This is a genomic window from Pseudomonas sp. MWU13-2517, assembly GCF_023242545.1.
GTDB lineage: Bacteria > Pseudomonadota > Gammaproteobacteria > Pseudomonadales > Pseudomonadaceae > Aquipseudomonas.
Map to the genome: position 1 here is coordinate 111,085 of NZ_JALMFA010000006.1, position 14,689 is coordinate 125,773.

Consider the following 14,689-nt stretch of genomic DNA (forward strand, 5'->3'; position numbering starts at 1 on the left):
ACGAGCCTGCGGAGAGTACCCATGCTGACGATCTACTCCGACGATCACCATCTGCACCATGGACGCTGTGAACTGATGGACGGGCAACTGATGCCCTGCTTCGAAATGCCTTCCCGTGCCGATCATGTATTGCAACGGGTCAAGGACCGCGAGCTCGGCCCGGTGCAGCCTCCGCGGGATTTCGGCCTGGCCCCGCTGCAACGCATCCACAGCCGCGACTACCTCGACTTTTTCAAGGGCGCCTGGGCCCGCTGGAGCGAATTCGGACAGGACGGCGACCTTCTGCCCTACACCTGGCCCGCCCGCACCCTGCGCCGGGTGCTGCCCACCAGCCTGCATGGCCAGCTCGGCTATTACAGCTTCGACGGTGGCGCGCCGATCACCGCCGGCACGTGGCAGGCGGCGTACAGCGCCGCACAGGTGGCGCTCACCGCGCAGCAGGCGATCCAGCAAGGCGCCCACAGTGCCTTCGCGCTGTGCCGCCCGCCCGGGCATCACGCCGCCAGCGACTTGATGGGCGGCTATTGCTACCTCAACAACGCCGCCATCGCTGCCCAGGCCTTTCTGGACCAAGGCCACGGGAAGGTCGCGATCATCGATGTGGATTACCACCATGGCAACGGCACACAGTCGATTTTTTACGCACGCAACGATGTGCTGTTCACGTCTATCCATGGCCACCCGGAGGCGGAGTTTCCGTTCTTTCTGGGCTACGCCGATGAGCTCGGCGAAGGCGCGGGTGAAGGGTTCAACTTCAACTACCCGCTGCCCGCCGGTTCCGGTTGGGACGCGTGGAGCGCAGCACTGGAAGAAGCCTGCCGGGAGACCGAACGCTACAACGCCGACGTCATCGTGGTGTCGTTGGGCGTGGACACGTTCAAGCACGACCCCATCTCCCAATTCAAGCTCGACAGCCCAGATTACCTGGCTATGGGCCAGCGCATTGCACGCCTGGGCAAGCCGACCCTGTTCGTGATGGAAGGCGGCTACGCCGTGGAAGAAATCGGCATCAACGCCGTCAATGTGCTCGAAGGTTTCGAACAAGCAGGAGCCACCCGATGAAGATGCTCACCTCCCTCGCCTTGTGCGCCGCCGTGTTGAGCGGCGCGGTACAGGCCGAAGAAAAAACCCTCAAGGTCTACAACTGGTTCGACTACATCACCCCCAAGGCCCTGGAGGATTTCAAGGCGCAGAACCGTGGGGTCAAGCTGGTGTATGACATCTTCGACACCAACGAAGCGCTGGAAGCCAAGTTGCTCACCGGCAACTCCGGTTACGACGTGGTGGTGCCGTCTAACGTGTTCCTGGCCAAGCAGATCGAAGCCGGCGTGTTTCAGCCCCTGGACCGCAGCCGGTTGCCTAACTGGAACCACCTCGATCCCAAGCTGATGAAGCTGATCGAAGCCAACGACCCCGGCAATAAATTCGCCGTGCCCTACATGTACGGCACCATCCTGATCGGCTTCAACCCGGACAAGGTCAAGGCGGCGCTGGGCCCCGATGCGCCGGTGGACAGCTGGGACCTGATCTTCAAGGAAGAGAACATCAGCAAGCTCAAGCAATGCGGTGTCGCCTTCCTCGACTCGCCCTCGGAGATTCTGCCATTGGCCCTGCAGCACCTGGGCCTGGACCCCAACAGCAGCAACCCCAAGGATTACGTCAAGGCTGAGGCGCTGTTGATGAAGATCCGCCCGTACATCACCTACTTCCACTCCTCCAAGTACATGGCCGATATCGCCAACGGCGACATCTGCGTGGCCGTCGGTTATTCAGGCAGCTTTTCCCAGGCGGCCAACCGCGCCAAGGAAGCCAAGAATGGCGTGACCGTGGACATGCGCCTGCCCAAGGAAGGCGCGCCGATCTGGTTTGACATGCTCGCGATCCCCAAAGGCGCGCAGAACCCGCAGGACGCCTACACCTTTATCAATTACCTGCTGCAACCCCAGGTGATTGCGCCAATCAGTGATTTTGTCGGCTACCCCAACCCGAACAAGGACGCGACCGAACAGGTCGATCCATCGATCCGCAACAACCCCAACCTGTACCCGACCGAGGCCGCAATGGCCACGCTCTACACCCTCAAACCCTTGGGGCGTGAGGCGGAGCGAGCGAGGACTCGGGCCTGGACCAAGATCAAGTCCGGCACCTGATTCAGCCCTGCCAGGCCTGGCGCAACCGCGCCAGCGCCTGCGCAATACCTGCTTCGGGCACCGCGGCAAACCCCAGGACCAGGCCGGCGCGCTGGTCCTCCGGGGTGGTCGATTGCGCCAGCCAATACGCACTCAACCCATTGATTTCGACATCCACCGCATGGGCCTGCGCCAGCAATTGCCGCTCACGCGCCAGGCTGTCGACACGCACCGTGACGTGCAGCCCGGCCGCGACGCTGGGCAGTTCACCGACGCCCGGCAACCCGACCGGCCAACCGGCCAGCAAGGCATTGCGTCGGCTCAACGCGGCCCTGCGCATGCGGCGAATGTGCCGCTGAAAATGCCCGGCCGCCATGAACTCGGCCATCACCGCCTGGGTGCTGACTTCAGAATGGCGCATGTCCACGGCGCGGCGCCGAGCGAACGCATCGACCAGACCGGGCGGCAACACCAGATAACCCAGGCGCAACGCGGGAAAAGCCACTTTGCCGAAGGTGCCGACGTACAGCACGCGCCCGCTGCGGTCCAACGCCGCCAAGGGCGACAACGGCGCGCCGCTGTAGCGGTACTCGCCGTCGTAGTCATCCTCGATGATCCAGCCGCCCGTACGCTCGGCCCAGGCGAGTAACTCCAGGCGCCGTGCCAGGCTCATGACCACGCCCAACGGGTATTGATGCGAAGGGGTGACATAGGCCACACGGCAGTCAGCCAGGGTGCCGAGCACCTGGCAATCAATGCCCTCGCCATCCACCGGCACGCCCTGCAATTGCGCACCGGCCAAGGCGAACGCATGCCCGGCCGCGCGATAACCCGGGTTTTCCACAGCCACGCCGTCTCCCGGCTCTACCAGCAACTGTGCACAAAGGCTGATTGCCTGTTGTGCTCCGCAGGTGATCACAATTTGCTCAGCCGCGCACTGCATGCCCCGTGAGCTGCGCAAGTAGGCGGCGATCAGACCGCGCAGGCGACCATCCCCTGCCGGGTCGCCGTAACACAGCTGTTCCAGGTCCGGCTTGCGCCAGAATGCCCCATTCAGCTTGGCCCATACCTCAAATGGAAACAGATCGAAGGCCGGTACACCCACGCGAAATGCCCGCGGCGGCCCCGAAGGCGGCTGAGACAAGTGGTTGTTTTTTACCCGCATCACGCCCGCGCTGTGGATAACTTCGCTGTCCAGATCTTCCGGTAAATCCGTCCACTTTGTGGATAAGGCTGGGGATAAGCCTGTTGGTAACCCTGTGGATGGTTTTGTGGATAATTTTTTTGCCATGGGCAATTGGGCCACATAAGTGCCATCGCCCACTCGGCTCTCAATAAATCCTTCGGCATACAGCTGATCGTAGGCGCGCACCACACTGTTACGGGAAATCGCCAGCGCCGTTGCCAGGTCCCGGGTGGCGGGTAATCGCGTGCCGCTGACCAGGCGCCCATCCAGCACCCGTTGGCGCAAGGCATCGTACAGCTGGCGAGTCAGGCCCTGGCGGCGATCCAGTTCGATTCCCGCAGGGTTGAATGACAGAGGTGGCGTGAGGGGCGACATATTGGACCTATGAAATTGGTGCCAGATGGCTCTTACAACGAACCATTAGCCTGCCTAGGATGCAGGCATTCGCCAAGGAAAATCTCCATGTACACACCTCGCGCTTTTGCCCTCGATGATTTGCCTGAAATCCAGCAACTGATCCAGCACACCCGCCTGGCGCAGTTGGTGACCTTTGGTGAGCAGGGGCTGCAAGCCAGCCACTTGCCCCTGTTACTCAACCCTGATGAAGGCCCCAACGGCACACTCTATGGGCATATGGCGAAGGCCAACCGGCAGTGGCAAGACCTGCAAAACGGCAGCGAAGCTCTGGTGATCTTTGCCGGCGCCGACGCCTACATCAGCCCGGCGTTTTACCCGGCCAAGACCGAACACGGCAAAGTGGTGCCCACTTGGAACTACATCGCCGTGCACGCTTATGGCAAAGCCGAGGTGTTCACCGATGCCGAGCGTTTACTCAAGTTGGTCAGTGCCCTCACCGACCGCCATGAAGGCAATCGCAACCAGCCGTGGAAAGTCAGCGACGCACCCGCCGACTACATCGACGGCATGCTCAAGGCCATCGTCGGCTTCGCCCTGCCGATTGACCGCCTGACAGGCAAACGCAAACTCAGCCAGAACCGCAGCGCGGCTGACATGGCCGGCGTTCGCGAAGGCCTGGCCGCAAGCCTGGACGTGCGCGACCAGACGCTCGCACGCTTTATTCCCCAAGGAGTTTCAGAATGAGCACGATCGACATCCGCCAGGTAACTGCCGCCGACCACGCCGCGTGGCTGCCGCTGTGGCAAGCGTATTTGAAGTTCTACAACACCGAACTGCCGGACCGGGTGAGCCAAAGCACCTGGCAACGCTTGATCGATGCCAATGAGCCAACCCACTCGGCGCTGGCCTGGCAGGACGGCAAGCCGGTGGGCATGGTCAACTTCATCTACCACCGCTCCAACTGGAGCATTGAAAACTCCTGCTACTTGCAGGACCTGCTGGTAGACCCCGCTCAGCGCGGTACCGGCATCGGCCGCCAGTTGATCGAATTCGTCTACACCACCGCCAAGGCCGATGGCTGCTGCAAGGTGCATTGGCTGACCCACGAAACCAACGCCACAGCGATCAAGCTGTACGAGCGCATCGCCGAACGCCCGGGTTTCATTCAATTTCGCAAAGGTCTTTAAGGAGCGCAGCATGTCTATTTCCCCCGCCGACTGGAAAGGCGTCCCGGCACCTACCGTGCAACGGCTTGAAGGGCGCTTCATCCGCCTGGAAAAGCTCGACCCGGCGCGTCACGGCGCTGACCTGTTCCAAGCACTTCAAGGCCCCGGGGCCGACCCGAAACTGTGGGACTACCTGCCTTATGGCCCCTTCCCTGAGCGCAGCGCCTTCAATGACTGGCTGAACAACCACGCGTCCCACAGTGACCCGTACTTTTTCAGCGTGATCGACCGCCTGTCAGGCCAGGTCCAAGGCATCCTCAGCTTGATGTCCATCGTCCCGGCCCAGGGCCGTATCGAGATCGGGCACGTCACCTTCGGCGCACCGATGCAGCGCTCGCCGAAAAGCACCGAGGCGGTGTACCTGCTGGCCAAGCATGCCTTCGAACAGGGCTATCGCCGCCTGGAATGGAAGTGCAACAACGCCAACGCCCGCTCCAAATACGCGGCCGAACGCCTGGGCTTCAGTTTTGAAGGCGTGTTCCGCCAGCACATGGTGGTCAAGGGGCAGAACCGGGACACGGCGTGGTATTCGATTCTGGACGGGGAATGGCCAAGCGTGGCCGCGGCATTTGAGCAATGGCTGTCAGAAGCGAATCAGAGTGGCTCGGGGCAGCTGAAAACGCTGGCCGAGTGCCGAGCGTAGACCGCACGACCGGTACTTGAGCCATGGAGGAACAGGCAAGCCCGCTCCCCCGTGTTTGATCGGCGGTGGCTCAGTCACCCAGTGCCTGGGCCAGCACCGCAATATGCTCAGGCCCGATCCCGCAGCAACCACCCAGATGACTGGCGCCGCGCTTGTGCCAATCAGCAGCCCAGTGCAGGTAGCCGGGCGGGTCCAGGTCGTCGCGCAACGGGTCGAGACCATCGTTGGCCGTGGCTTCCTTGGGCTGCGGAGGGAAGGCATTGGCGTAGGCGCCGATCTGGATCACTACGCCCAGTCGTTCAAAGGTCTGGCGCGCCGCATCAATGGCCGCGCCGATCACTTCCGGCTGGCTGCAATTGAACAGCAGCACTTGCACGCCCAATTGTGCAGCCGCCTCGGCCGCGTCCGCCACCGGCTCGCCGGAGCGCAGCCGTGGTACTTCGTCGGTGTCTTCATCCTTCAACGTAAACGACAACCAGAACGGCTTGCCATCCTGAGGCAGGCCCGCCTTGATCGCCCGCGCTTCGACGATTGAGCTCTGGGTTTCCGCCAGCCACAGGTCGACGTGAGGCGCCAGGCCTTGCACCAGAGGTGTGAGTAACTCAGACACGCGCTGTGCTTCAAACAAATCGGGACGATAGGAGCCGAACAACGGCGGCAATGAACCGGCCACCCGCACATGTTTACCCGAAGCCGTTACCGCCCGGCGGGCCAACTCACCCGCCAGATCCGCCAAGGCTTGGCCTTCAGCGGCAAACCGCGCCTCACCGATATGAAACGGCACCACTGCATAGCTATTGCTGGTGATTACGTTCGCGCCGCTGTCGATATAGGCCGCATGCACCGCCTCCACCGCCTGCGGCGCCTCGCTCAACGCCAGAGCCGACCATTCCGGCTGGCGGAACGGCGCGCCACGGCGCTGCAGTTCACGGCCCATGCCGCCATCGAGAATCACTGTTGCTGTGCCCATATGCTTTTTACTCATAAGCTTATGAAAATAACTCACTATGAGAGTCGTTTTTATAACTATTTAATACGCTCAATTCGGTACATAACAACTCTTTTTTCTAAAGGTGTCACTCATGAAACTTAACCCCTTGCTGGCCTTGGGCCTGTTGACACTGGTTGCGTCCACCCAAGCCTTCGGTGGCGCCACGCTGGATCGAATCGAGCAGAAAAAAGAGCTGGTGGGCGTGCTGATGGAAAGCTACCCGCCCTTCTCGTTCCTCAATGACCAGAACCAGTTGAGCGGCTTCGACGTCGATGTGGCAAAGGCCGTGGCGCAAAAACTGGGCGTGAAGCTCCGCCTGGAAACGCCCTCATGGGACGTGATCGCCGCCGGCCGCTGGAGTGGGCGCTACGACATTTGCATCTGCTCGATGACGCCAAGCAAGGCCCGCGCCGAAGTGTTTGATTTCCCGGTGGAGTACTACGCCTCGCCGGCGGTAATCGTGGTCAATGCCAAGGACGAGCGCATCCACGAGGCCAAGGACCTGAGCGGCAAGAAAGTCGGCCTCACCAGCGCCTCCAGTTACGAAAGCTACCTGAACAAGAACCTGGTGATCGAAGGCGCCGAAGACACGCCGTTGCAGTACCCGTTCGAGAACGTGCAGATCGCCCCGTACGACACCGACAACGTGGCCTTCCAGGACCTTGGCCTGGGGGCCGGCGTACGCCTGGACGCGATCCTTACCAACCTGGTCACCGCCCAGCCGCGCCTGACGCAGGACAAGCGCTTCAAGCTGGCCGGCGAGCCGCTGTACTCGGAGCCCAACTCGGTGGCCATCGAGAAAGGCGACGCGGAGTGGGACAGCAAGGTGCGTGAGGTGTTTGCCCAGCTCAAACAGGACGGCACCTTGAGCGCCCTGTCGCAAAAATGGATTGGCGCCGATATCAGCCGATGACCCCTTCAAAACCACCCTTGCTGCAGCGCCTGCTGGGCTTTCGCACACGGCTGTACCTCACTTGGGCGGCGCTGTTCGCCCTGTTTGCCAGCTTCTTCCTGAGCTTTGACCTGAAGTTCTCGATCATCCTCGACAAGTTGCCCAACCTGGTCGGCCTGCACTTGGCGCCCAACGGCTTCCTGCAAGGTGCGGCACTGACGGTGTTCCTGTGCCTGTGCTCAATGGTGGCGTCATCGGTGCTGGGTTTTATCACCGCCCTGGGGCGCCTGTCGAAAAGTGCCGTGGCGTTTGGCATTGCCAGTTTCTACGCCTCGTTCTTTCGCGGCACGCCGCTGCTTATCCAGATCCTGCTGATCTATCTGGGCCTGCCACAACTGGGCCTGGTACCGGGCGCGATCGTCGCCGGGATCATCGCGCTGTCGCTGAACTATGGCGCCTACCTGAGCGAAATCTTCCGCGCCGGTATCCTGGGCGTGCCCCATGGCCAACGTGAAGCCGCCCTGGCCCTGGGCATGCGCGACAGTGCGATCTTCTGGCACGTCACCCTGCCCCAGGCCATGCGCACTATTATTCCGCCCGCCACCAGCCAGTTCATCTCCATGCTCAAGGACTCGTCCCTGATCTCGGTGATGGGCGTGTGGGAAGTGATGTTCCTGGCGCAGTCCTACGGTCGTTCGAGCTATCGCTATATCGAGATGCTCACCACGGCGGCGATCATCTACTGGGTCATGTCCCTGGGCCTGGAACTGATCCAGGCACGTATGGAGCGGCATTACGGCAAGGGCTACACTCGGCGCGGATGAAGGCCATAAAAGTGACATCCGGCCTGAGCCTTAGCGCGCTGCCGGGGCACCATTTTAATCGCAGCAGACTAAAGACATCTCCCGCAAACGAGGGGTAGCCGGCCTGACAGTTATCCCCACCGCCTGCCGCTAAATTCCACCGCCTCATACATGAAGAGGTGGGTTTAGATGCCGTTTTTTATACACAAGCAACTCGGGCTCGCTATCACCCTGATGCTGGGAGCCACCAGCGCCCAACACACTCAGGCACGTGGCGATATGCGGCCAAACAGCGAATGGTTTGAGCCGGTCGCATTGAGCACCAACACCCCTGTCAAGCCGGTGGCTCCGGCGCCTGCAGCGTTTCATTTTGCCGACCATGCCGGCAGTCGCAACAGCTTGAGCGTCGCCCGTGTGTTGGACTCCGCAGTAGATGCACTGCTGGCGTCGGACGAATTGAGCGAATGGGAAAAGTACCACCTCAAGGCCTATGGCCAATACCTGGGCAGCCTGGCGCCAGGGCGGCTAGCTGCCACGCTCGAGCAATTGGCCGGTAGCCAGAATGCCAACCTGGGCACCGCGACTCAAAACAGCATGAAACAACTGAGCGCCAGCCTGCTGTCGGCGATACGTCAGTTGGATAACGATACCCATGAGGCAGGCCGCTTTTGGCTCCAAGGTCTGGGAAGCGGCGGCCGGCTCGGTGCGCAACACGGCAGCGCCGGCTTGAACCAAAGCAATCAAGGCTTACTGCTGGGTGCCGACTGGGCGCTCGACCACGCATGGCGGATCGGTGTCGTGGGTGGCAAGTCTGGCAGCGACCTGAGCGCCAAGGGTTTCAAGGGTGAATTGGACAGCTGGCACCTGGGTGGATATGCCGTGCGCCAGGACGGGCCGCTGGCGTTGCGCCTGGGCGCGCTATACAGCCGTCATACCGGGCAAAACAGACGCACGGTGGATTTTGGCTTCGTCGGCTACCGCGAGCGCCTCGCGGGTACTTACACCGCTCAGAGCCAAAACGCTTTCGCCGAACTGGGCTATCAACTGGACACTGGCGGCTTACGTGTCGAACCCTCTGCCGGCATCGGTTTCCAGCGTTACCACCGCGGTCGCTTCCAGGAAAAAGGTGGTTATAGCGCGCTGAACGTCGGTACACAGACCCAGCAAAACCTCAGCAGCACCCTCGGTCTTCGCCTGAGCCATGAGATTGCGCTGAGCAACCGAATTGCCCTCAAACCGCACCTGAGTACCCATTGGAAACATTTATATGGCAACGTCGACAGTCGCGTACGCCAGTCCTTCGCCCAAGAAAAACGCGAGGACTTCAACAGTGAGTTCACCATCGCCGGCACGTCCCTGGACCGTGACAACCTGGCACTGCGCACCGGCCTGGACATGGCTCTGTCGGCAGAACACAGCGTAGGCCTGGCCTATACCGCCGAAATTGGCAGCCACAGTCGCCATCACGGATTGATGGGACAGTGGGCGATGACGTTCTAAGGCAGAACCACCTGATCGCCGGACAAAAAAAAGGGGGCACATGCCCCCCCGAGGTTTAAACGGTAGTGTCAAAGGCTGTGTATCAGCCTTCGACTTCGATCAGGATTTCACCCGGGTTGACCCGGTCGCCCTTGGCTACATGAACAGCGGTCACCTTGCCGGCAATGGCTGCCTGCACTTCGGTTTCCATCTTCATGGCTTCGGTGATCAGCACGGCCTGGCCGGCCTTGACCACGTCACCTTCCTTGACCAGCACGTCGACGATGTTGCCCGGCATTGCCGTGCTCACATGGCCCGGAGCGCTGGCGTGCTTGCGCTTGCTGCCACCGCTGCTGACAAACTCGTTGAGCGGTTCGAACACCACTTCTTCCGGCATGCCATCAATGGACAGGTAGAAATGACGTTTGCCTTCGGCCTTCACGCCAACACCGGTGATGTCGACGCGGTAACTTTCACCGTGCACGTCGATGACGAACTCGGTCGGCACCCCTTCGCCACTGGCACGGGCCACGCCGCCGGCTTCAGGGATCGGCAATAACACTTCCGGCGCCAAGGTGCCGGCCTCACGTTCTTCGAGGAACTTGCGCCCAATGTCCGGGAACATGGCGTAAGTCAGCACGTCTTCTTCGGACTTGGCCAGCGCACCGATCTCGCCACGCAGCTTGGTCATTTCCGGCTTGAGCAGGTCGGCCGGACGCACATCGATCACTTCTTCACTGCCGATGGCCTGGCGACGCAGCTTCTCGTTCACAGTGCCCGGCGCCTTGCCGTAGCCACCCTGCAGGTACAGCTTCACTTCGTTGGTGATGGTCTTGTAGCGCTCACCGGCCAACACGTTGAAGAACGCCTGGGTGCCGACGATCTGCGACGTCGGGGTAACGAGTGGCGGGAACCCGAGGTCTTCTCGTACGCGCGGGATTTCAGCCAGCACTTCGCCCATGCGGTTGAGGGCGCCCTGCTCCTTCAACTGGTTGGCCAGGTTGGAAATCATCCCGCCCGGTACCTGGTTGACTTGCACGCGGGTGTCGACAGCCGTGAATTCGCTTTCGAACTGGTGGTACTTCTTGCGCACGGCGTAGAAGTACAGGCCGATTTCCTGCAGCAGTTCCAAGTCGAGGCCGGTGTCGAACTCGCTGCCTTTAAGGGCCGCGACCATCGACTCGGTACCCGGATGGCTGGTGCCCCAGGCGAAGCTGGAAATCGCGGTATCGATATGATCGGCACCGTTTTCAATGGCCTTGAGTTGGCACATCGCGGCCAGGCCGGCGGTGTCGTGAGAGTGAATGAACACCGGCAGGCTCTGCTCGGCTTTCAAGGCCTTGACCAGTTCGCCAGTGGCATAGGGGGTCAGCAGGCCGGCCATGTCTTTGATCGCAACCGAGTCGCAGCCCATGGATTCCATCTGCTTGGCCTGGGCCACAAACGCGTCGATGGTGTGCACCGGGCTTGTGGTGTAGGCGATGGTGCCCTGGGCATGTTTGCCGGCGGCTTTCACCGCTTCGATGGCCACGCGCAGGTTACGCACGTCGTTCATGGCGTCGAAGATGCGGAACACGTCGATGCCATTCACGGCGGCCTTGGCGACGAAGGCTTTGACCACGTCGTCGCTGTAGTGGCGGTAGCCCAGCAGGTTCTGGCCACGCAGCAGCATTTGCAGCCGGGTGTTAGGCAACGCGGCGCGCAATTTGCGCAGGCGCTCCCACGGGTCTTCTTTCAGGAAGCGCACGCAAGCGTCAAACGTCGCGCCGCCCCAGACTTCCAGGGACCAGTAGCCGACCTTATCGAGCTTGTCGCAGATCGGCAGCATATCGTCGGTACGCATGCGAGTCGCGAGCAGCGATTGGTGGGCGTCGCGCAGAATGGTGTCAGTAACGAAGATCTTTTTAGTCATTGGTATCTCCTCATAGCGGCAAGTTTCAAGCTACAAGCCGCAAGAAAAAGCCAATCTGCCTTTACTTGCAGCTTGCCACTTACAACTTGCCGCTGTTTATTCATAAACCCGCGTGGGCGGCGATGGCGGCGGCGATGGCCAGGGCCAGCTCTTCGGGTTTGCGCTTGATCGAGTAGTTGGTCAGCTCAGGGTGACTTTCCACAAAGCTCGTATTGAACTGGCCGCTGCGGAATTCCGGGTTGCGCAGGATTTCCTGGTAATAGGCAGCGGTGGTCTTCACGCCTTGCAGGCGCATGTCGTCCAGGGCACGCAGGCCACGGTCCATGGCTTCTTCCCAGGTCAACGCCCACACCACCAGTTTCAGGCACATGGAGTCGTAGAACGGCGGGATGGTGTAGCCGGTGTAGATCGCCGTGTCGGTGCGCACGCCAGGACCGCCGGGCGCGTAGTATCGGGTGATCTTGCCGAAGCTGGGCAGGAAGTTGTTTTTCGGGTCTTCGGCGTTGATCCGAAATTGCAACGCGAAACCACGGTGGTGGATGTCTTCCTGTTTGACCGACAGCGGCAGGCCCGAGGCGATGCGGATCTGCTCACGGACAATATCGATCCCGGTGATTTCTTCGGTGATGGTGTGCTCCACCTGCACCCGGGTGTTCATTTCCATGAAGTACACCTCGCCCTCGGCGAGCAGGAACTCCACGGTACCGGCGTTCTCGTAGCCCACCGCCTTGGCCGCACGTACCGACAGGTCGCCGATGTAGGCGCGCTGTTCCGGTGTCAGCTGGGGGCTGGGGGCGATTTCGATGAGCTTCTGGTTACGGCGCTGGATCGAGCAATCCCGCTCGAACAGGTGCACCACGTTGCCAAAGCTGTCACCGAGAATCTGCGCCTCGATATGCTTGGGGTTGACGATGCATTTTTCGAGGAACACTTCCGCCGAACCAAACGCCTTGGTGGCTTCGGAAATCACCCGCGGGAAGGCTTGTTCGAGTTCTTCGCGGCTGTTGCAGCGACGGATACCACGACCACCACCACCGGAAGTGGCCTTGAGCATCACCGGGTAACCAATGCGGTCGCCTTCGCTGAGGGCTTCATGGATGTCGGCAACGTTGCCTTCGGTGCCCGGCGTGACCGGCACGCCCGCCTTGATCATGCTGCGGCGCGCTTCAGTCTTGTCGCCCATGCGGCGAATCACTTCAGCCGATGGCCCGATAAATTTGATCCCACGCTCGGCGCAGATATCCGCCAGTTCGGCGTTTTCCGACAGGAAACCATAGCCTGGGTGCAAGGCGTCACAGCCGGTTTCCACGGCCAGGTTCACCAGCTTGCGCGGGTTGAGGTAGCCGGCCAGAGGCTCGGCGCCAATGCTATGGGCTTCGTCGGCACGTTTGACGTGCAGCGCATGGCGGTCGGCATCGGAAAACACCGCAACCGAACGGATCCCCATCTCGGCGCAGGCACGCACGATGCGTACGGCAATTTCACCACGGTTGGCGATCAGGATCTTTTTTATCACTTGGAAATTCCCTTGAGCCGATTGCTGCGTTCTTCAACCCACCAGACCCGGGTCGACGCGTGACCAAATGTTTCAAGCCAGTCGCGAGACACACACTAAGCCGCTCAAGGAATTAACAAAAATCAATAATTATTGGGTCAAGCATAAGTAAAGACTTATAGTTGGCCCGACGGCCCGACTCAAAAGGAACGAACTAATGCGTAAGTCATTGATGCGTATGACATTACGTCAATTGCAGATTTTCAATGAAGTCTGTGATTTGCGTTCCTACAGTCGCGCCGCCGAGGAAATGTCCCTCACCCAGCCGGCAGTCAGCCTGCAAATCCGTCAGCTGGAAGAGTTGATCGGGCAGCCACTGTTCGATTACGTCGGCAAAAAGCTCTACATGACCGAGGCCGCCGAGGCCCTGCAAAGGGCCAGTCGCGATATTTTCGGACGCCTGGAAAACCTCGACATGCAGCTGTCGGACATGCAGGGCTCGCTGCAGGGCCAGTTGAAGCTGGCGGTGGAGTCCAGCGCCAAGTACTTCGTGCCGCACTTGTTTGCGGCCTTCAAGCGCCAGCACCCCGAAGTGCAACTGCACCTGACGGTGGTCAACCGCGCCCAGGTGATTCGCAGGCTGTCGGACAACCGTGACGACCTGGTGATCATGTCCATGGTGCCCCAGGAAATGGGCCTGGAATTCCTGCCGTTTCTCAACAACCCGATCGTCGCCGTGGCGCCTCTCGACCATCCCTTGAGCCTGCAAGGCCCGCTGCGCCTGCAGGACCTGGAACCTTACACGTTGCTGCTGCGCGAACCCGGTTCCGGCACGCGACTGGCCTGCGAGGAGTACTTCAAGGAGAAACGCGTGCACTTCACCCAGACGGTGGAAGTAGCCTCGGCCGAAGCCCAACGCGAGTGCGTGACCGCAGGGCTGGGCGTGGCCTTGCTCACGCGCCACGCCGTCAACCTGGAACTGGCCACCGGTGGGCTCAAGGAGTTGCCGGTGGAAGAACTGCCGCTGTACCGCAGTTGGTGCCTGGTGCAGGCCAAGGCCAAACGCCTGTCACCGGTGGCGCATGCGTTCCTGGGCTTTATCCGCAGCGAACGGGTGCAGATCAGCGCGTTGGCTGAGCGCTTCGCTGGGCGGCCACGGGTGCCTGCCAGTGCAGTTCCGGGTAGTCACTGATGCTCTGGAGCAGTTGGCGCTCCTCGCAACGGTCTTCGATTGCGCGACGGAACGCCATGCGGCGTTGGTCTTCCTGCTGACGACGGGTCTTGACGGTGCTGTTGCTGTCTTCGTAGTGCCGGGTCATTTGGAGTCTCCCAATGCGAGTACGGGGAGCTCAGAATGATCACGAGGGATGACGAGGCGATGACAGCCTGATGAAGATTCTGGACAGGCAGGAAAATGAATCATGGAAGGGGGCAAGCCCTAATGCCAGTCAGTTAAGCGATAGAGCGGACAACGAGTAACCTGTGGCGAGGGAGCTTGCTCCCGTTGGGTCGCGAAGCGGCCCCAGCTTTGGGCTTGAAAAGACTGGGCCTGCTACGCAGTCCAACGGGAGCAAGC

Annotated in this window: 14 protein-coding genes; 9 read left to right on the plus strand and 5 right to left on the minus strand. The window is 61.0% G+C overall.

Features of this window, described 5'->3' with window-relative positions; translation table 11 throughout:
* Positions 1–21: 21 nt before the first annotated feature.
* Positions 22–1,062, plus strand: coding sequence for a histone deacetylase family protein (locus M5B97_RS10515; protein WP_248731430.1), 1,041 nt, complete (start codon positions 22–24; stop codon positions 1,060–1,062).
* Positions 1,059–2,150, plus strand: coding sequence for a polyamine ABC transporter substrate-binding protein (locus tag M5B97_RS10520; protein ID WP_248731431.1), 1,092 nt, complete (start codon positions 1,059–1,061; stop codon positions 2,148–2,150). Before M5B97_RS10515 ends, M5B97_RS10520 begins: the two co-directional genes overlap by 4 nt.
* A gap of 1 nt (position 2,151) precedes the next feature.
* Here the strand turns inward: M5B97_RS10520 and M5B97_RS10525 are convergent, their stop codons facing one another.
* Positions 2,152–3,690 (minus strand): PLP-dependent aminotransferase family protein, encoded by a 1,539-nt coding sequence (locus tag M5B97_RS10525; protein WP_248731432.1) that lies wholly within the window; start codon positions 3,688–3,690, stop codon positions 2,152–2,154.
* An 87-nt stretch (positions 3,691–3,777) separates the two neighbouring features.
* Here M5B97_RS10525 and M5B97_RS10530 point away from each other — a divergent pair, with 87 nt between their 5' ends.
* Genes M5B97_RS10530 through M5B97_RS10540 form a run of 3 tightly spaced genes read left to right on the plus strand, consistent with a single transcriptional unit; the run spans position 3,778 to position 5,541 of the window.
* A complete protein-coding gene (locus M5B97_RS10530) occupies positions 3,778–4,416 on the plus strand; it encodes an FMN-binding negative transcriptional regulator (RefSeq protein WP_248731433.1) in 639 nt (212 codons plus the stop codon).
* A complete protein-coding gene (locus tag M5B97_RS10535) occupies positions 4,413–4,859 on the plus strand; it encodes a GNAT family N-acetyltransferase (RefSeq protein WP_248731434.1) in 447 nt (148 codons plus the stop codon). The genes M5B97_RS10530 and M5B97_RS10535 overlap by 4 nt, the downstream gene beginning before the upstream one ends.
* A 10-nt stretch (positions 4,860–4,869) precedes the next feature.
* Positions 4,870–5,541, plus strand: a complete 672-nt coding sequence (locus M5B97_RS10540; protein WP_248731435.1) for a GNAT family protein — start codon at positions 4,870–4,872, stop codon at positions 5,539–5,541.
* Positions 5,542–5,611: 70 nt separating this feature from the next.
* Here M5B97_RS10540 and M5B97_RS10545 read toward each other — a convergent pair whose 3' ends face one another.
* Positions 5,612–6,511 carry a homocysteine S-methyltransferase family protein gene (locus M5B97_RS10545; protein WP_248731436.1) on the minus strand — a complete coding sequence of 300 codons (900 nt, stop codon included), beginning with the start codon at positions 6,509–6,511 and terminating at the stop codon, positions 5,612–5,614.
* Between the two features lie 112 nt (positions 6,512–6,623).
* Here M5B97_RS10545 and M5B97_RS10550 point away from each other — a divergent pair, with 112 nt between their 5' ends.
* The 3 genes from M5B97_RS10550 to M5B97_RS10560 all read left to right on the plus strand — a co-directional run bounded on the left by M5B97_RS10550 (position 6,624) and on the right by M5B97_RS10560 (position 9,727).
* Positions 6,624–7,445: an ABC transporter substrate-binding protein gene (locus M5B97_RS10550; protein WP_123716612.1), complete on the plus strand. Its 822-nt coding sequence runs from the start codon at positions 6,624–6,626 to the stop codon at positions 7,443–7,445.
* Positions 7,442–8,248 carry an amino acid ABC transporter permease gene (locus tag M5B97_RS10555; RefSeq protein WP_248731437.1) on the plus strand — a complete coding sequence of 269 codons (807 nt, stop codon included), beginning with the start codon at positions 7,442–7,444 and terminating at the stop codon, positions 8,246–8,248. Before M5B97_RS10550 ends, M5B97_RS10555 begins: the two co-directional genes overlap by 4 nt.
* Positions 8,249–8,416: 168 nt before the next feature.
* The gene (locus M5B97_RS10560; RefSeq protein WP_248731438.1) at positions 8,417–9,727 is read left to right on the plus strand and encodes an autotransporter outer membrane beta-barrel domain-containing protein; all 1,311 of its coding nucleotides are present in this window, start codon (positions 8,417–8,419) and stop codon (positions 9,725–9,727) included.
* Positions 9,728–9,809: 82 nt separating this feature from the next.
* Here M5B97_RS10560 and oadA read toward each other — a convergent pair whose 3' ends face one another.
* Both oadA and M5B97_RS10570 read right to left on the minus strand, forming a co-directional pair.
* Positions 9,810–11,618, minus strand: coding sequence for a sodium-extruding oxaloacetate decarboxylase subunit alpha (gene oadA, locus M5B97_RS10565; RefSeq protein WP_248731439.1), 1,809 nt, complete (start codon positions 11,616–11,618; stop codon positions 9,810–9,812).
* A 100-nt stretch (positions 11,619–11,718) separates the two neighbouring features.
* A complete protein-coding gene (locus M5B97_RS10570) occupies positions 11,719–13,134 on the minus strand; it encodes an acetyl-CoA carboxylase biotin carboxylase subunit (protein ID WP_090367886.1) in 1,416 nt (471 codons plus the stop codon).
* A gap of 196 nt (positions 13,135–13,330) precedes the next feature.
* Here M5B97_RS10570 and M5B97_RS10575 point away from each other — a divergent pair, with 196 nt between their 5' ends.
* Positions 13,331–14,305 carry a LysR family transcriptional regulator gene (locus tag M5B97_RS10575; protein ID WP_123716614.1) on the plus strand — a complete coding sequence of 325 codons (975 nt, stop codon included), beginning with the start codon at positions 13,331–13,333 and terminating at the stop codon, positions 14,303–14,305.
* Here the strand turns inward: M5B97_RS10575 and M5B97_RS10580 are convergent.
* Positions 14,235–14,432: a hypothetical protein gene (locus M5B97_RS10580; RefSeq protein ID WP_123716615.1), complete on the minus strand. Its 198-nt coding sequence runs from the start codon at positions 14,430–14,432 to the stop codon at positions 14,235–14,237. The two genes, M5B97_RS10575 and M5B97_RS10580, sit on opposite strands and share 71 nt — an antisense overlap.
* Positions 14,433–14,689: the final 257 nt, after the last annotated feature.